This is a genomic window from Streptomyces sp. NPDC001617, from assembly GCF_053596855.1.
Window position 1 is genome coordinate 36,339 of record NZ_JBSFHA010000027.1, and the last position, 17,530, is coordinate 53,868.

Here is a 17,530-nt window from a genome sequence, read left to right on the forward strand (position 1 = left end):
CCGCCGTAACCCACCGCACCTGTACGCCTGTTGGGAGCCGCAATGACGCAGCACCTTCATAGCAAGCGCTTGCCAAGACCGAGGCCAGGATTAGGCAAGGTCCTGGCCGCAGTGATCGGTTTGGTGGCCGCGCTCTGCCTGGCGGCCGTGGGGCAGGCCAAGGCCGCGAGTCCGGTGGGGAGTTCGGGCGCCGCCATCGCATCGGCCGACCGTTTCACGGACCGGCCGCACGGCTTCGCCTCGCTCGCCGGCGGCACGACGGGCGGCGCGGGCGGCAAGGTGGTGACGGTCACCGACCAGGCCTCGCTGGCCAAGTACGCGGCGGCCGAAGAGCCCTACGTGATACGGGTGTCGGGGTCGATAGCCGTCGAACCCTTCGGGTCCAACGTCGTCGTCGGGTCCGACAAGACCATCATCGGCGTCGGCGACACCGGCGAGATCGTGCACGGGGAGCTGCATCTCAACCCCGCTACGCACAACGTGATCATCCGCAATCTGACGATCCGTGACTCGTACGTCGAGGGCGACTGGGACGGCAAGACACAGGACTTCGACGCCATTCAGCTGGACACCGTCGACCACGTCTGGATCGACCACAACCGGCTCACCCACATGGGCGACGGGTTGATCGACCTGCGCAAGGACAGCCAGTACATCACCGTCTCGTACAACGTGTTCAGCAACCACAACAAGGCGTTCGGGATCGGCTGGACGCCCAATGTGATCACCCAGGTCACCATCGACCACAACTGGTTCACGGGGACCAAGCAGCGCAACCCCTCGGCCGACAACTGCGCCTACGCCCACCTCTACAACAACTACCTCTCGGCACAGGTGGCCGACGGCGACCCGGTGTGGACGTACGGGAACTGGTCGCGCGGTCACACCAAGATGGTCATCGAGAACAGCTACTACGACGGGGTCCAGCATCCCTACCAGGCCGACGCCACCGCGGAGTTGGTGCAGCGCGGGTCGATCCTGAGGAACACGACCGGGCGGACGGACGAGTGGGGTGCCGCTTTTCGTCCCCGGGACTTCTACCACTACCGGCTGGATCCGGCCGCCGCCGTGCCGGCGCTGGTGAAGCGCTTCGCCGGTCCGCAGGCGCGCATCGGCCGCTGACCCCCCCTACACCTCCATATCTCCGTTGGATCCAGAAGAAGAGAGCCGATCAATGAAGAGCAGTATCCGCAGAAGCAGGCGCGCCGCCGTCGCCGTCGCCCTGGGTTCCGTGCTCGCGCTGACCGCCACCGCCTGCGGCGACAACGGCAGCGGCAGTGCGGGGGACAAGGGCAACGAGGGGTCCGGCAAGGGGGAGATCACCTTCTGGGACAACAACGGCGGTGTCCGGACCGACATCTGGAAGGAGATCATCGCCGACTTCGAGAAGAAGAACCCGGATATCAAGGTCAAGTACGTCGGCATTCCCGCCGCGAGCGCCCAGTCCAAGTACGACACCGCCATCCAGGGCGGCGGCCTGCCCGACGTCGGCGGTGTCGGCACCGCGATGCTCGCCGAGGTCGCGGTCCAGGGAGCGCTGGAGCCGCTGGACAGCCGGCTGTCGAAGAGCTCGCTGAACGGCAAGCTGAGCCAGAACCTGCTGGACAGCAGCAGGGCCGCGGGCGGCGGCGACAAGCTGTACCAGATCCCGACCTCCTCGAACAACGGCACCCTGTGGTACCGGACCGATCTGTTCAAGAAGGCCGGACTGGACGCGCCGACCACGTGGACGAAGTTCTACGAGGCCGCCGACAAGCTCACCGACAAGAGCAAGAACCAGTTCGGGTTCACCATTCGTGGCGGCGAGGGGTCCATCGCGCCGGCCCTTGACGCGGCGTACAGCCAGAGCGGGATCACCTCGTTCTGGAACGGCGACAAGACGACGGTCAACGACCCGAAGAACGTCGCCGCGTTGGAGAAGTACGTCGCGCTGTACAAGAAGGACACGCCGTCCGCCGACGTCAACAACGACTTCACCAAGATGGTCGCCCAGTGGGACAGCGGCACGATCGGGATGCTCTCTCACAATCTCGGGTCGTACCAGGACCATCTGAAGGCGCTGGGCGCGGACAAGTTCCGTGGGCTGCCGAATCCCACGCAGGACGACGGGACCCGGGTGCAGATCTCCAACCCGGTGGACGGGTTGAGTGTCTTCAAGTCGAGCAAGAACAAGTCGGCCGCCTGGAAGTTCGTCGAGTTCGCGGTGTCGCACGAGGAGAACTCGAAGTTCAACGAGTCCGCGGGGCAGATTCCGGCGAACACGGAGGCCGCGCAGGATGCGTGGATCCAGAAGGCCGAGCCCACGAAGCTGGCGGCCGAGGCGTTGAACGGTGACGGTACGAAGATTGTGCAGTTGCCGTACTACCTGCCGGACTGGAACACGATTTCCAAGGCCGACAACGAGCCGAACTTCCAGAAGGTGCTGCTCGGGAAGATGAGTGTGAAGGACTTCCTGGATTCTCTGGCGGATCAGCTGGACAAGGCTCAGGCGGACTGGAAGAAGAACCACTGAGGTCGGGTGGTTTCGGTTGGCGGGGGACTGTCGGTTGGTTTGTGGCTGGTCGCGCCAGCGCGGCGGAGCCGCACATCGACACGGTCCCTCGCCCCTAGGTGAGTTTCCCGGATCCCCATTGAAAGGCACACGTTCGTGTCCCTTACCCGCAGACAGGTTTCCTTGGCCGCCCTCGGCGCCATTTCTCTCCCCCTCGCGGCCACCGGTGCCGCTCAGGCGGCGCAGCGCCACCGCACGCTCTACATCGCCGGTGACTCGACTGCCGCGCAGAAGTACGCCGACGCCGCTCCCGAGACCGGATGGGGTATGGCGCTTCCCTTCTTCCTCCGCAAGGAGGTGCCCGTCGCCAATCACGCGGTGAACGGCCGTAGTTCGAAGAGCTTCGTCGATGAGGGGCGCCTTGATGCCCTTCTCGGTCTGATCCGCCCCGGCGACTTCCTTCTCATCCAGTTCGCGCACAACGACGAGAAGAGCGAGGACCCGACGCGGTACACCGAGCCCTGGTCGACGTACCAGGACTATCTGCGGCTGTACATCCGGGGTGCGCGTGCTCACGGGGCTCGGCCCGTGCTCGCCACTCCCGTCGAGCGCCGTCGGTTCGATGCCGAAGGCAACGCCGTGCCGACCCATGGCGAGTATCCGGCCGCCATGCGTGCGCTCGCTCAGGAGGAGCGGGTGGCGTTGCTCGACATCGAGGCGTTGTCGCTCGCGTTGTGGCAGGAGCTCGGGGTCGAGGAGACCAAGAAGTACTTCAACTGGACCGCCACCGAGCAGGACAACACGCACTTCAATCCGCCCGGCGCGATCGCCGTCGCCCGGCTCGTGGCGCGGGAGTTGCTGCGCACGCGGGTGCTCGCGCCGCGCGATGTCGTCCGGTTGCACGAGGACATTCCGGAGTCCTGGATCACCTGGCCCGAGGCGAGCAGCGCTTCGGGCTCGTAGCCAAGGAGAGCCGCACAGTGCGTACACAGAAATGTCATGGACGCGTCATAGCGTCCGTTATGGGGTGCACCGCCCTGGTGCTGGGGGTCACGGGGGCGGCGTCCGCTCAGGGCCAGGTGCGGGATCTCGGGCGGCAGACGCTCGGGGCCGGTGACGGCTGGGGGGCGTACGGGACCGGGACCACCGGCGGTGCCGCCGCCGATGCCGCCCACGTCTACACCGTCACCGACTGGGCCGGCTTCAAGGCCGCCCTCGCCGACGGGGGCAGCGCGCCGAAGATCATCAGAGTCAAGGGGGCGATCGACGCGGACGGGCCGAGCTGTGCCTCGTTCGACGCGCCCGGGTACGACTTCGACACGTATCTGAAGACGTACGACCCCGCCGTCTGGGGGCGCGACAAGAACCTGGACGGTGAGCCCGACGACAGCCCGGAGGGGCTGCGCCGCGCCTCCGAGGCCAACCAGACCGCCTATGTCGAGGCCAAGATCCCGGCCAACACCACCATCGTCGGCATCGGCAAGGACGCCGGCTTCAAGGGCGCCAGCCTGCAGATCAAGGGCGTCGACAACGTCATCGTCCGCAACCTGAGCTTCGAGAGCCCGCTCGACTGCTTCCCGCAGTGGGACCCGACCGACACCGCCGACGGCAACTGGAACTCCGAGTACGACACCGCGGTGGTCTACGGCTCCACGCATGTGTGGATGGATCACAACACGTTCACCGACGGTGATCATCCGGACAGCACGCTGCCGTACTACTACGGGCGGATCTTCGAGCAGCACGACGGCGAGCTCGACATCGTCAAGGGCGCCGACTACGTCACCGCCTCCTGGAACGTCTTCGAGAACCACGACAAGACGATCCTCATCGGCAACAGCGACAGTGCCTCCACGGCCGCCGTGGACCGGGGGCATCTGAAGGTCACCTTCCACCACAACCTGTTCTCGAACCTGGTGGAGCGGGCGCCGCGGGTGCGGTTCGGCCAAGTGGACTCCTACAACAACCACTTCGTGGCCGGTGACGGATACGGCTACAGCTACGGCATCGGCATGGAGTCCCAACTCGTCGCCGAGCACAACGCGTTCACGCTGCCGGACGGAGTGGGCGCCGGTCTGATCCTGAAGAAGTGGAAGGACTCGCCGCTCACCGCCGACGACAACTACGTCAACGGTGAGCCCACCGACCTGATCGCCGTCCACAACGCCCAAGTGCCGGGCGAGATCCTCCAGTCGGGCGCCGGCTGGACGCCGACGCTGCGGACCGAGGTCGACCCGGCCCGGGCCGTCCCCGGGATCGTCGACCACTGCGCCGGCGCGGGCCGCCTGCGCTGAGCCCTGGCCGGGGTGCACTCGGCGCCCCGGCCCCTCTCACGAGCCGCACCGCGAAGGAGCACCCGTATGCCCTCGCCTCATGTCCAACTGCCCCTGTCCAGACGGGGTTTCCTCGTGGCGGGCGCCGGGGCCGCCGCCACGCTCGGCCTCGCGGCCCTCCCCGCGCGGGCCGCCGACCACCCCTGCCCACGGTTCGGCCGATACGGATCACCGTCCGCACGCCTGACCCCCACGACGCTCTACGTCGACCAGGGCGGCCGCGGCGACTTCACCACCGTCCAGGCCGCTGTGACCGCCGCGAGCGGCACCGGCCGGACGCTGGTTCTCGCCCCCGGGATCTACCGGGAGACGGTCGCCCTCGACACCACCCGCACGGAGGCGACCTGGATCGGCGCCTCGGAGGATCCCCGTGACGTCGTGATCGTCTACGACAACGCGGCCGGCACCCCCAAGCCCGGCGGCGGCACCTACGGCACCACCGGATCCGCCACCACCACCGTGCAGGGCAACGGCTTCACCGCCCGCTGGATCACCTTCGCCAACGACTGGCTGCGCGCCGACCACCCGGACATCACGGGGACCCAGGCGGTGGCCGTCAAGGTGCAGGGCGACCGGTCCGCGTTCCACCACTGCCGTTTCCTCGGCCACCAGGACACGCTGTACTCCGACTCCCTGGCGCTCGGCATCTTCGCCCGCCACTACTACGCCCACTGCTACGTCGAGGGCGACGTCGACTTCGTCTTCGGCCGGGCCACCGCGGTCTACGACCAGTGCCACTTCCGCACGCTGAACCGCACCGACCTCGCGGCTGCCCCCTACGGCTTCGTCTTCGCGCCCTCCACGGCGGCCGCCAACCCGCGCGGCTATCTGGTGACACGCGGCCGGGTGAGCAGTGAGGCCCCGGACGCCTCCTACAAGTTGGCCCGCCCCTGGGTGCCCGGTTCCGACACCACCGCCCGCCCGATGCTCACCGTCCGGGACACCCACCTCGGCCCCGGCATCGACGCGGTCGCGCCCTACACCAACATGTCGGACGCCTACCCGTGGCAGAACCAGCGGTTCGCCGAGTACCGCAACACCGGCCCCGGCGCCGCCATCACGGTCCCCGAGAACCGGCCCCAACTCACCGCCGCCGAAGCCGAGTCGGCGACCCGCGAGGCCTACCTCGGCGACTGGATGCCATGGAAGGAGGGCCGCTGAGATGCACCGGCGCACCCTTCTGGCGGGCCTCGCCGGCGGACTCCTCGCCGCCGGCACCACCCCCGCCTTCGCGAACACCCGCGGTGTCCGGCACGTCCGCCCCGGCGACTCCGTCCAGGCGGCCGTGGACGCGGTGGACGGGCCCGGCCGGACGATCGTCGTACACCCGGGGACGTATCGAGAGGTCGTCAACATTCCTGCGGAGAAAGGAGAGTTGACGATCCGAGGCGCCACCCGCGACGCCCGCGACGCCGTCATCGTCTACGACAACGCCAACGGCACCAAGAAGCCCGACGGCACCACCTACGGCACGGCGGGCTCCGCGACCCTCACCTCGGCGGCGCCCGGACTGACCGTCCGCGACCTGACGATCGCCAACGACTGGCTGCGCGCCGACCACCCCGACATCACCGGCACACAGGCGGTGGCGGCGTATCTGACAGGGGACCGGTCGCGCTGCGAGAACGTCCGTCTCCTCGCCCACCAGGACACCCTCTTCGTCGACACGACCGCGCTCGACACCTTCGACCGGCAGTACTTCCGCCGCTGCTACATCGAGGGCGACGTCGACTTCGTCTTCGGGCGGGCGACGGCGGTCTTCGAGGGCTGTCACCTCCACACCCTCCAGCGGGACGTCACCTTCACCCCCAAGGGCATGGTCTTCGCCCCCTCCACCGCCCGCGCCAACCCGCACGGCATCCTCGCCGTCCGCTGCCGGATCACCTCCGGCGCCCAGGACGGGGCGTACAAGCTGGCACGGCCCTGGGTGCCGTCGTACGAGACGACCGCCTGGCCGTCCCTGGTCGTGCGGAACTCCTGGATCGGGCCCGGCATCGACCCGGTCGCCCCCTACACCAACATGCGCGACGCCTACCCCTGGCAGTCCATGCGCTTCGGCGAGTACCGCAACACCGGGCCGGGAGCGGAGATCACCGTCCCTGACAACCGGCCCCAACTCACCGACACCGAGGCCCGGTCGCACACCCCCGCGGCCTACCTCGGCGACTGGCGTCCCTGAACAGTCCCCATCCCCCTCTCCATCCCCACCACAGAACGACGAAAGGACCGCACTCCTATGTCTCGTCGTACCGCTCTCACCGCCCTGTCGGCCGTCCTGATGGGCGCCGGCCTCGCTGTCCTCCCCACCCAGGCGCAGGCCGCGACCGTGGTCGTCAGCAACTCGACCGACCTGTCCAACGCCATCAAGAACGCCACCGCCGGCACGGTCATCCAGGTCCGCGGCGGCACCTACTACCCGACGGCCACCCTGCAGTCGACGGCCAACGGCACCTCGTCCTCGCCGATCACGCTCACCGCGTACGGCTCGGAGACCGTGAAGATCGACGGGTCCTCGCTGCCCTCCGGCTCCTGGATCTTCAAGCTCACGGCCGACTACTGGAACGTCTCCAACATCACCTTCCAGAACTCCCCGGACAGCGCGGTCGTCTGCCAGTCCTGCACCGGGACGAACTGGAACAACATCAAGACCATCAACGGCGGCGACTCCGGCTTCACGCTCACCGGCGACGGGACCGTGAACAACACGGTCAAGAACCTGGACTCGTACGGCAACTACGACGCCGCCGAGCACGGCCAGAACGCCGACGGGGTCGCCATCAAGTTCGGCTCGGGCACCGGCAACCTGGTCACCGGCGCCCGCCTGTACAACAACTCGGACGACGGCATCGACCTCTGGTCGTTCTCCTCCCCGGTCACCATCGAGCACACCTGGTCCTTCGGCAACGGCGTCAACCGGTGGGGCGACTCCGCCTTCGAGGGCAACGGCAACGGCTTCAAGCTGGGCGGCAACGGGGTGACGGTCGCTCACGTCGTCAACAACTCCGCCGCGTGGGGCAACGCCGGCAACGGCTTCACCGAGAACTCCAACACCGGCTCGATCGTCATCAACCGCACCACCGCCTACGCCAACTCCAAGTGGGGCTACTACTTCGCCACCAGCTCCGCCAAGCTCGGCAAGAACCTCGCCGTCAGCAACGGCAGCGGCTCGGTGATCAAGGGCTCCTCGGTCACCTCGGCCGGCAACAACTGGGACAGCGGCATCAGCACACCCGCCTTCAAGTCGACGGACGCGACGACGACGTACAACGCCCGTCAGTCCGACGGCTCCCTGCCCGCGACGACCTTCCTCACCACCGGCAGCACGACCATCGGGGCGACCATGAACTGACCCCGCCAGGAAGCGGAATCACTCCATCCAAGGCGCTTGACCCGTTTTTTGCCCGCCGAAGAGATATCGATCGGGCAACGGGTCTCGCGCCCGAGGGTGTGACGCGCGTAGAAACCTGTCATGCATAAGCCACTGCGTATCGCGGCGATCGCCGCAGCGTGTGCCGTCACCGGTGCCGCTCTCTACGGCGCCGGTGCGGCCACGGCCGGCCAGTCCACGGCCAACTCCACTCATGAGCCGTACAACATCGGGCTCCTGGTGAAGGACATCGACACCTACTACGGCACCACGGCGGACGCCAACGGCGTGTACCAGGCGTCTCCGGACAGCCCGTACGCCCAGGACCTGGCGCGTATCGACGCCGTCGCCAGAAAGCAGATCGACCAGGCGGCCCGCAAGGCCCACCACCGGGGCGAGAAGCCCGCGGTCGTCTTCGACATCGACGACACGCTGCTGCTCAGCCTCGACTACGAGAAGCGCTACAACTACACGTACAACCCGACCACTTGGGCCGACTACGTGAACAAGGCCGAACGCCCCGGCGTCTTCGGCACCGCCGAGCTGGTCCAGTACGCCGAGTCCAAGGGCGTCGAGGTCTTCTACAACTCCGGTCTGAGCGAGGCACAGCGCACCGCCGCGGTCGAGAACCTGAAGAAGATCGGCGCCGATGTGAACCTCGACGCCGACCACATGTTCCTCAAGGACAAGGCCAACCCCCCGGCCTACCTGAGCGCCTGCGCCACCCCGGGCACCTGGACCTGCACGACCGTGCAGTACAAGTCCGGCACGCGCAAGCACATCGAGGACGACCTCGGGTACGAGATCGTCGCCAACTTCGGCGACCAGTACTCGGACCTGGACGGCGGCTACGCCGACAAGACGTTCAAGCTCCCGAACCCGACGTACTTCGTCAGCTGATCAGTCCTCGACCGCTTTGACCGGCCTGATCGACTCCAGGGTCGGTACGACCGGCTGAAGGGTACCGTCCGCGGCGAACCACAGCCGGTCGACGGTGGTCTCCCGGTGCATGCCGTCGCCGCCGGGCCTTCCGGGCCCGTTCAGGGCGAAGCGATGGTAGACGACGTACCAGTCGTCGGTGCCGGGCACGTTCACCACGGCGTGGTGGCCGGTGCCGAGGACGCCGTACTCGGGACGCTTCGACAGGATCGTTCCCCGCTCGGTCCACGGACCGAGCGGGGACGGTCCCGTCGCGTGGGCGACGTGGTAGTCCTCGCTGCGGGTGTCGTCCTCGGACCACATCAGGTAGTACGTGCCGTGCCGCTTCACCACGAAGAACGCCTCGCGGAAGTTCTCCGGGGTGATGTCCCGCACCGCGCCTGCGTCGAACGACACCATGTCCTCGCCCAACGGCACCACATATCCGCGCATGTTGCCCCAGTAGAGATACGACGTCCCGTCGTCGTCCGTGAAGACGGCGGGGTCGATCATCTGGCCGCTGTAGGCGTCCTTCGCGACCAGCGGCCGGCCCAGCGCGTCCTTGAAGGGCCCGGCCGGGGAGTCCGCCACCGCCACGCCGATCTGCTGCTCGGCGCAGAAGTAGAGGTAGTACCTGCCGTCCCGCTCGGCGATCGCCGGAGCCCACGCGTACCGGTCGGCCCAGCTCACCTCGGTGGGGAGGTCGAGGACGACCCCGTGGTCCGTCCAGTGGACCAGATCCTTCGAGGAGTACGCCTTGAAGTGCGTCCCGCCCCAGCCCGGGAAGCCGTCCGACGTCGGGTAGATCCAGAACTCGCCGTCGAGGAAGCGCACGTCCGGGTCGGCGTGCAACCCGGGGAGAGTGGGACTGCCGGTGCGCACCGCCTCGACGGTCCAGATGCGGCTCGTGCCGTCGGCGGCCGTCACCGTGTACGTCCGCGGCTCCCGGAAGTCGCGGGGCGTGCCGGACGCGGGGCTGAGCGTGGCACCTTCGCCCGCCCGGATCTCCGGCGCGAGCCGCGAGAGGTCGGCGTCCGGCTCCATCGGCAGGACGACCTTCGACGAGGCCTCCGTGACGATCGCGTATCCCCTCTGGTCCGCCGCCGTCACGTCGATGACCGAGGCGGGTGTCGCCGGATACGCGGCCAGCAGGCGGTCGTACTCCTCCCGCGTCACCGGAAGTACCGTGCCGTGCCGGGGACTTGCCGGGAGCTGATGGGCGGTGCACGCGGTCCACCGGCCCGATTCGAGGTCGGTGGTCTCGAAGGGGACGTAGCCGCGGCCGCCGTACTCGTCGATGAACAGGTACCACTTGTCACCGGTGTTGGACTTGAACACCACCGGTCCCTCGCCGTGCTCCGTCGTGCCGCTGCCGATGCCCTCCGCGAGGAATGCGTACGTGGTCGAGGTCAGGCGCGTCGACTTCTCCACGGTGATGAACTTGGCGTACGGGGAGCCGGAGTCCGGGTCCCGCTCGTCCTTGGTGAAGCGGTAGTAGGTGCCTTCGTGCCGCACGACCGTCGAGTCGATGACCGAGTGGCCGGGGTCGTTCCACAGCTGCGGCTCGCTGAAGGTGCGGAAGTCCTCCGTGGTGGCGTACAGCATCGTGTTGTACGTCGATCCGTGCAGCTTCGACGCCCAGAAGACGACGTACGCCCCGAGGTCGGGGTCGTAACAGGCCTCCGGTGCCCAGGCGTTGCCCGCGTCGGCCGGTGCGACCTCGACCAGCCGCTGGTCGCTCCAGTGGACCAGGTCGGCCGACTCCCAGATCATGATCGACCTGCTGCCGTGCCGCTGGACTTCGTCCCAACTGCCGCTGCTGTTCTCGTACATGCGCAGATCGGTGGCGATCAGGAAGAACCTGTCGCCCTCGGGGGAGCGGATCAGGAACGGGTCCCGCAGGCCCTGCTCGCCGATCGTCGACGTCAGGACGGGCCTGCCCTGGTTCAGCTCGCGCCAGTGCAGCGGGTCGTCGCCGCGGCTGAGGGCGTAGCGGATCTGTTCGCCGTCGGCGGTGGCCTCGCCCGTGAAGTAGGCGAAGAGATAGCCGGTGTACTGGGGGTGGTTCACGGGCGAGGCTCCTGACGGGGCGGTCCTGGGCAGTCCTGTAGAAGTGTGGGGGATTCTGTTGGAAGGCGCGAGGGGCGAAAGTTGCGAGATTTTCGCCCGCACCGGCAACCTCTTCCGGCCACGGTGGCAACTGGACTGCGTAGCTTCACCCCACCGAAGGGGCGTGCCCCGGAGGTGATCCAATTGACACAGAAAGGAACGCCCAGTGCCACTCAGCACCGGACGCCACCGCCGGACGCGCACGCTCTCGATCGCCGCAGCGGTGGCCGTCTCCGCCGGGGCCGGCGGCGTCTACCTCGGCCTCTCCAACGGCGGTGCGCAGGCCGCGACGACGACGGTCACCGTGTCCACCACGGCCCAGCTGGAGTCGGCCGTCAAGAGCGCCGCCGCCGGCAGCGTCATCCAGGTCCGCGGCGGCACGTACTATCCGACGGCCACCCTCAAGTCCACGGCCGGCGGCACCAGTTCGAACCGCATCACGCTCCAGGCCTACGGCAGCGAGAAGGTGCGGATCGACGGCTCCAAGCTGCCCGCCGGCTCCTGGCTCACCGGCATCTACGGCAGCTACTGGACCGTCCAGAACCTCACGTTCCAGAACTCGCCGGCCCAGGGATTCGTGGTCACGTCGTCGACCGGCGGGGTCTTCAAGAACCTCGTCACCGCGAACAACGGCGACTCCGGGTTCACGCTGCGCGGGGACAACACGGTGAACAACCTCGTCCAGAACCTGGACAGTTACGGCAACTACGACCCCGCCGGGCACGGCCAGAACGCCGACGGCATCGCCATCAAGTTCGGCTCGGGAACGGGCAACAAGGTCACCGGCGCCCGCCTCTACAACAACTCCGACGACGGCCTCGACCTCTGGCAGTTCTCCTCGCCGGTCACCATCGAGCACAGCTGGGCGTTCGGCAACGGCAAGAACCGCTGGGGCGACTCGGCGTTCGAGGGGAACGGCAACGGCTTCAAGCTGGGCGGCGGGGGTGTCGCCGTCGCGCATGTCGTCAACAACAACGCGGCCTGGGACAACACGCTGAACGGGTTCACCGAGAACTCCAACACGGGCGCCATCGTCCTGAACCGCAACACCGCGTACTCCAACGCCCAGACGGGGTTCTACTTCGCCACCGGCAAGGCCCGGTTGGCGCGGAACCTGGCGGTGAGCAACAAGGGCGGCCTGGACAAGGTGAGTTCGAAGGTCGTCTCCGCCGCGAACAACTGGGACAGCGGGGTGAGCACACCGGGCTTCAAGTCGACGGACGCGACGACCGCTTACGGCGCCCGGACGTCGGACGGCTCGCTCCCGGCCACCACCTTCCTCACCACGGGGTCCACCGCCATCGGCTCCACCATGAACTGACGAAGGACATGAAACGCCCCCGCCGGTCGTCACCGGCGGGGGCGTTGGTGCCGGCCGAGGGGGGCTCTGACCGGCTGCTGCTGACCGAGGGGGGCTCAGGTCAGCAGGTCCATGCAGTCGAACGACGTGCCCGCGCTGAGGAAGGCACTGCCGCCCGAACCGCTCACGATGTCGATCTTCAGGACGTTGTACTGCGAGGTGTCGGTCTTCCACGCACTACTAGGGACGCTGAAAGTGAAGGTGTGGTTGTTTCCACGATACGACCCTGTGGTGAGGGAACGTGTTGAGGGCTGTGTGGGTGCGGTGGGGATTGTCGATACCCAGTCGTTCACCGTCACCCGGGGCCGCCCGCTCGCGAACGCGTCGGTCACCCCGACCCGCAGTGTGTGCGCTGCCGCCGCCTGCGCCTTGGTCAGCTTGAAGTAGACCAGGATGCCGTTGTTGACGTCCTTCCAGATGTACGCCGGGAAGGACGCCGCCTCGCTGCCGCTGCCGATCGTGACGTTGCCGCTCCACTTGGCCGCACGGCCGTCGGACGGATGCGCGTACGTCATCAGCTTGGCGTTCTTGAACTCACCCGGAGTGCCGTCCCAGTCGCCGAGCCGCCAGACGGTGGCCGCGGCGGAGGGGTCGCCGGTGAGGGCGAGGGTGTGCAGGGTCGTGGTAGCGCCCGCCGTGACCTTCACCGACTCGGTGTGGACGGCCAGTTCGTTCTTGTGGACGGTGAGGGTGTACGTCCCCGGGAGCATCCCCTTGCAGGAGAACGCACCGGTGCCGGCCGCCGCCTTCGCCCAGTACTGCGCGTCCGCGTTGGCGAAGCCCACCGTGTAGGCGTACTTGGCGTCCATGCCCTTCAGTCCGACGCCGGCGACCTTGCCGCGGCCCGCCGTGCCGACCCGGCCGGTGATGCCGAGGCCGTCGGCCCAGGAGGTGTCGAGGTTGGCCTGGAAGAGCGAACGGGAGGGCGTACCGCCGTCGGTGAAGGCGATGACGTACGGGCCCTGCAGGCCGAAACGTTCCGCCTCGGTCTGGGCCTCGTTGTAGTGCAGGATCTCGTAGAGGCCCGCGCCGCCCTCGTTGGAGTGCCGGAGGAGGGAGCGGTAGAAGGGGCCGCCGGACGCCTTCTCGTGGTTGGAGCGGACCAGCCACAGGCCGACCGAGCCCGTGGTGAAGCCGACGTAGTCGTAGTCGATGGTCCGCTTGCCCGAGTAGTGCTTGGAGTGGGTCGTGCCGTCCGGGCTCTGCCAGACGTCCCCCGCCTCGATGATCTTGTCCCGCGTCGAGTCCCAGGCGTCCGAGCCGGTGTTGGGGAACATGCCGGGCTTGAGGCGGACGATGTAGCGGGTGGCCGTGAAGGACGCGTCCGCCTTGTTCGTCCACAGGTAGACGTTGTTCTGGCCGCTGCGGGCCGCGTACCACTGGGTGATCGGGCCGTGGACCACCTTGATCAGGATCGTCGAGCCGGACTGCTTGACGGTGACCGTGGAGGCGCCGAGGCCCGACTCGACGTGTGAGTGCTTGCCGCCGTAGCCCTCGTACTCCTTGCCCTTGTAGGCCAGGGACGTGAGGTCGCCGTTCGTCTTCGAGACCTTGAAGACGAGGGAGGAGCCGGTGTCGACGACATAGTTCTTGCCGTCGTCCTTGTAGCCGAAGGCCGCGGCGGACGCGGAGGCGAGGAGGCCGGTGCCACCCGCGACGGCGGCGCCGGTGGCGGCGACTCCGATCGCGGAGGCCCCGAGCACCCGTCGGCGCGTGAGGTGTCTCTTGTGCGTGCTCAAGGGGCGGGATCCTGTCGTACTTGATTGTTCACTCAGCTGCTGGGGAAGAGGGGGTCCTGCACTTCCTGGTTGCCGCAGCCGAGCGAAAGAGTTGCCGCCCCTCGGCGGAAATTTCCTACGAGTCGCCCTCGTCGTCCGCATGGGCCGCGAAGTCGCCGCCCACCGTGCGCTGCCTGCCGTCCGCCGTGGCCTTGATCGTGTAGCTGTCGTCCTTGGCGTCGCGGCCGCCGCGCTGGTGGTTGTACTGCCCGGCGAACACCCACTGGCCCTTGGCGACCGTACGGCCCGCCTTGAGCGTCCATGTGTAGACCAGGAAGCCGTCCTGCTCGCCGACGGTGAGGTCGAAGTCCTGCTCCGGCAACGACCGCCAGGCGCCCGCGTTGCTGACGCCGCCGGTCTGGGCGATCTTCAACTGCACGGTGAGGGCGGTGAGTTGGGCACTGGTCTTGACGGTGAGGTTGCTCTGCGCCCAGAAGTCGTTGCTGTGCGGGTCGACCGAGCCGTCCGACCACAGCGGGCCGTCCGTCTCGGCGTCCGCGGACGGCAGTACGGAGGCGGAGGGCTGCGCCGCGGACGGGGTGCTGCTCGGTCCGTGGGTCTCCGGCGCCCGGTTCGGGGCCGTGTTCACCGGCGGTTTCGGTGCCCGGCTCGTCGCGTCCGGCGACGGCGTGGGCGTCGGCGAGACCGCGACGGTCTGCTGCTGCGGTGTGTCGTCCTTCTTCACCGCGGACGCCACCGCGTAGCCGCCGACCGCGAGCATGCCCGCGACCGCGGCCGTGGCACCCACCACCCGCGCCCAGCCCCACACCGGAGGCCGCGTCGACCGGTGACCGGGGCGGTCCGACTCGGGGTTCATGCCCCGCTCGATCCGCGCCAGGATGCGGGCCCGGTCCGGCTCGTGCGCCTCGGCCGCCTCGTGCAGCCGGGCGCGCAGCTCGTCGTGCACCTCCTGCTGCCTCATCGCGCCGTTCCTCCGGTCTCGCCGCCACGCGCCATCACCGCGTGCACCCTGTGTGGGACACCCTGGGAGCCGAGGATCTTCTGCAACTCGGCCATACCCTTGGACGTCTGGGACTTAACCGTACCCACGGAGACACCCAGGGCGAGAGCCGTGTCCTTCTCGGAGAGATCGAAGGCATGCCGCAGCACGACGCACGCCCGTTTCCGGAACGGTAGCCTGCGCAGCGCCTCCTGGACATCCACGACGCCCGCTATGTCGGGGTTCTCCGCCTTCTCCTCGCGCTGCGACCAGAACAGCGAGATCCGCCGGCGCTCACGCACGGCGCTGCGGATGCGGGTGCGGGCGAGGTTGGCGACGACGCCACGGGCGTAGGCGACCGGGTGGTCGGCGGCGCGCACCCGGTCCCAGCGGTGCCACAGGGCGAGCAGCGCGTCCGCCGCCAGGTCGTCGGCGGCGTCGGCCTCGCCGGTCAACAGGTGGGCGAGACGGGACAGTTCGGTGTAGTGCCGTTCGAAGAAGGCATGGAACTCCACGGAGGCTGCGTCGTCGACGACTGTGCCCACGGGCGACCTCTCTGTGAGTGTCATGTAGATGACATGTGATCATCCGGAGGTGGCCCGGACGAGATCCGGAAGCGTAGCAGTGATCAACGTCTTGCCCTCGTACGGGCCTTCGAACATGGTGTGACGGTCGACTGTTTCCGTAACACGGAGAAAACCTGAAACGCGTTCAACGCGGGGACAATCCAGCCAGCATCCGCACACGATCGATCAGGCACCTAGGAGCACCCGCCATGTCCGACACCAAGAAGGCCACCGACCGGCCAAGTGCCGCGCCACCGGCGGCCAACAGCGTCGACCGGTTCTTCAGGATCTCCGAGCGGGGATCCAGCTTCGGCCGGGAGATACGCGGCGGCTTCGCCACGTTCTTCACGATGGCCTACATCCTTGTCCTGAATCCCATCATTCTCGGAAGCGCCAAGGACAAGTTCGGGCATTCGCTCGACACGGGTCAACTCGTCACCGCCACCGCCCTGGTGGCCTGTGTGATGACGATCATCATGGGCGTCGGCGGCAACCTCCCGCTCGCCATCGCCGCCGGCCTCGGTCTCAACGCCGTCGTCGCCTTCCAGCTCGCGCCGCTGATGAGCTGGGACGACGCGATGGGACTGGTCGTCCTGGAAGGCCTGTTGATCTGCGTCCTGGTCGTCACCGGGCTGCGGAAAGCGATCATGGACGCGATTCCGCATCAGCTCAAGCAGGCGATCGGCGTCGGCATCGGTCTGTTCATCGCGTTCATCGGGTTCGTGGACGCCGGGTTCGTCAGCCGTATACCGGACGCCGCGGAGACCACCGTGCCGGTGCAGCTGGGTGCGGTCGGGCATCTGACCGGGTGGCCGGTGCTGGTGTTCTGTCTCGGCGTGCTGCTCACCATCGCGCTGCTCGCGCGCAAGGTGAAGGGCGCGATCCTGATCAGCATCGTGACCATGACGATCGTCGCGATCATCATCGACGCCGTCGCCGACATCAAGAGCTGGGGCCTGACGACCCCGAAGGTGCCGGACAAGATCGTCGCCACCCCCGACTTCGGACTCGTCGGTCACTTCAGCCTGTTCGGCGGCTTCGCGAAGGCCGGCATCCTCACCGCCGTCCTGCTGGTGTTCACCCTGATCCTGTCGGACTTCTTCGACGCCATGGGCACGATCGTGGGCATCAGCGCGGAGGCCGGGCTGCTGGACGAGCAGGGGCAGGTGCCCGGGATCGGACGCGTGCTGTTCATCGACGGCGCGGCGGCGGTGGCCGGCGGCCTCGGGTCCGCCTCCTCCAACACCGCGTACATCGAGTCGGCGGCGGGCGTGGGGGAGGGCGCGCGCACCGGCTTCGCCAACCTGATCACCGGTGGGCTGTTCGGGCTCGCGCTCTTCCTGACCCCGCTGCTGACCATCGTGCCGCTGCAGGCTGCGGCGCCTGCGTTGATCGCCGTGGGCTTCCTGATGATGACCCATGTCAAGCACATCGACTGGGACAAGTACGAGATCGCGATCCCGGCGTTCCTGACCATCGCCGCGATGCCGTTCACGTACTCGATCACCGACGGTATCGGGGCGGGGTTCGTGGCCTACGTGGTGATCAAGACGGTTCTCGGCAAGGCCAAGGAGGTGCACTGGCTGCTGTGGGGGGTTTCGGCGCTGTTCCTGGTGTACTTCGCGATCGATCCCGTGGAGCAGATCCTCGGCGTGAAGTAGACGACGG

The 17,530-nt window shown here is 67.9% G+C and carries 13 protein-coding genes and 1 pseudogene; 10 read left to right on the forward strand and 4 right to left on the reverse strand.

The annotated features are described in order from the left end of the window. Positions 1-42: 42 nt before the first annotated feature. The 8 genes and pseudogenes from ACWC09_RS21455 to ACWC09_RS21490 all read left to right on the forward strand — a co-directional run. Positions 43-1,116: pseudogene (locus tag ACWC09_RS21455) on the forward strand (pectate lyase family protein); the annotation flags it as partial. Between the two features lie 58 nt (positions 1,117-1,174). Next, the gene (locus ACWC09_RS21460; protein ID WP_450852158.1) at positions 1,175-2,512 is read left to right on the forward strand and encodes an ABC transporter substrate-binding protein; all 1,338 of its coding nucleotides are present in this window, start codon (positions 1,175-1,177) and stop codon (positions 2,510-2,512) included. Between the two features lie 135 nt (positions 2,513-2,647). After that, positions 2,648-3,454 carry a rhamnogalacturonan acetylesterase gene (locus ACWC09_RS21465; RefSeq protein WP_450852159.1) on the forward strand — a complete coding sequence of 269 codons (807 nt, stop codon included), beginning with the start codon at positions 2,648-2,650 and terminating at the stop codon, positions 3,452-3,454. Between the two features lie 59 nt (positions 3,455-3,513). Further along, the gene (locus ACWC09_RS21470) at positions 3,514-4,785 is read left to right on the forward strand and encodes a pectate lyase family protein (protein ID WP_450852160.1); all 1,272 of its coding nucleotides are present in this window, start codon (positions 3,514-3,516) and stop codon (positions 4,783-4,785) included. A gap of 66 nt (positions 4,786-4,851) precedes the next feature. Continuing rightward, positions 4,852-5,985 carry a pectinesterase family protein gene (locus tag ACWC09_RS21475; RefSeq protein WP_450852161.1) on the forward strand — a complete coding sequence of 378 codons (1,134 nt, stop codon included), beginning with the start codon at positions 4,852-4,854 and terminating at the stop codon, positions 5,983-5,985. A gap of 1 nt (position 5,986) precedes the next feature. Next, positions 5,987-7,003 (forward strand): pectinesterase family protein, encoded by a 1,017-nt coding sequence (locus ACWC09_RS21480; protein ID WP_450852162.1) that lies wholly within the window; start codon positions 5,987-5,989, stop codon positions 7,001-7,003. A 57-nt stretch (positions 7,004-7,060) separates the two neighbouring features. Further along, entirely contained in the window at positions 7,061-8,173 is a 1,113-nt protein-coding gene (locus ACWC09_RS21485; protein ID WP_450852163.1) for a right-handed parallel beta-helix repeat-containing protein, read from the forward strand. A gap of 120 nt (positions 8,174-8,293) precedes the next feature. After that, a complete protein-coding gene (locus ACWC09_RS21490; protein ID WP_450852164.1) occupies positions 8,294-9,091 on the forward strand; it encodes an HAD family acid phosphatase in 798 nt (265 codons plus the stop codon). Here ACWC09_RS21490 and ACWC09_RS21495 read toward each other — a convergent pair whose 3' ends face one another. Then, positions 9,092-11,212, reverse strand: a complete 2,121-nt coding sequence (locus ACWC09_RS21495) for a family 43 glycosylhydrolase (protein ID WP_450852227.1) — start codon at positions 11,210-11,212, stop codon at positions 9,092-9,094. It abuts the gene before it with no gap. A gap of 172 nt (positions 11,213-11,384) precedes the next feature. Between ACWC09_RS21495 and ACWC09_RS21500 the strand changes: the two genes are divergently transcribed. Then, positions 11,385-12,539, forward strand: a complete 1,155-nt coding sequence (locus tag ACWC09_RS21500) for a right-handed parallel beta-helix repeat-containing protein (RefSeq protein WP_450852165.1) — start codon at positions 11,385-11,387, stop codon at positions 12,537-12,539. A 95-nt stretch (positions 12,540-12,634) separates the two neighbouring features. On the opposite strand, the gene ACWC09_RS21505 is transcribed toward ACWC09_RS21500, so the two are convergent. The 3 genes from ACWC09_RS21505 to ACWC09_RS21515 form a co-directional block, all read right to left on the reverse strand. Next, positions 12,635-14,317, reverse strand: coding sequence for a rhamnogalacturonan lyase B N-terminal domain-containing protein (locus ACWC09_RS21505; RefSeq protein ID WP_450852166.1), 1,683 nt, complete (start codon positions 14,315-14,317; stop codon positions 12,635-12,637). Positions 14,318-14,432: 115 nt separating this feature from the next. Then, positions 14,433-15,278, reverse strand: coding sequence for a hypothetical protein (locus ACWC09_RS21510; protein WP_450852167.1), 846 nt, complete (start codon positions 15,276-15,278; stop codon positions 14,433-14,435). Continuing rightward, a complete protein-coding gene (locus ACWC09_RS21515) occupies positions 15,275-15,841 on the reverse strand; it encodes a SigE family RNA polymerase sigma factor (protein ID WP_450852168.1) in 567 nt (188 codons plus the stop codon). The genes ACWC09_RS21510 and ACWC09_RS21515 overlap by 4 nt, the downstream gene beginning before the upstream one ends. Before the next feature lie 230 nt (positions 15,842-16,071). On the opposite strand from ACWC09_RS21515, the gene ACWC09_RS21520 reads away from it, so the two are divergent. Next, positions 16,072-17,523 (forward strand): NCS2 family permease, encoded by a 1,452-nt coding sequence (locus ACWC09_RS21520; protein WP_450852169.1) that lies wholly within the window; start codon positions 16,072-16,074, stop codon positions 17,521-17,523. Positions 17,524-17,530: the final 7 nt, after the last annotated feature.

What these genes read in the sequence shown, in the direction of transcription:
- ACWC09_RS21460 (WP_450852158.1), top strand. Translation starts at nt 1,175, where the DNA reads ATGAAGAGCAGTATCCGCAGAAGCAGGCGCGCCGCCGTCGCCGTCGCC.
- ACWC09_RS21470 (WP_450852160.1), top strand. Translation starts at nt 3,514, where the DNA reads ATGGGGTGCACCGCCCTGGTGCTGGGGGTCACGGGGGCGGCGTCCGCT.
- ACWC09_RS21475 (WP_450852161.1), top strand. Translation starts at nt 4,852, where the DNA reads ATGCCCTCGCCTCATGTCCAACTGCCCCTGTCCAGACGGGGTTTCCTC.
- ACWC09_RS21480 (WP_450852162.1), top strand. Translation starts at nt 5,987, where the DNA reads ATGCACCGGCGCACCCTTCTGGCGGGCCTCGCCGGCGGACTCCTCGCC.
- ACWC09_RS21485 (WP_450852163.1), top strand. Translation starts at nt 7,061, where the DNA reads ATGTCTCGTCGTACCGCTCTCACCGCCCTGTCGGCCGTCCTGATGGGC.
- ACWC09_RS21490 (WP_450852164.1), top strand. Translation starts at nt 8,294, where the DNA reads ATGCATAAGCCACTGCGTATCGCGGCGATCGCCGCAGCGTGTGCCGTC.
- ACWC09_RS21510 (WP_450852167.1), bottom strand. Translation starts at nt 15,278, where the DNA reads ATGAGGCAGCAGGAGGTGCACGACGAGCTGCGCGCCCGGCTGCACGAG.
- ACWC09_RS21520 (WP_450852169.1), top strand. Translation starts at nt 16,072, where the DNA reads ATGTCCGACACCAAGAAGGCCACCGACCGGCCAAGTGCCGCGCCACCG.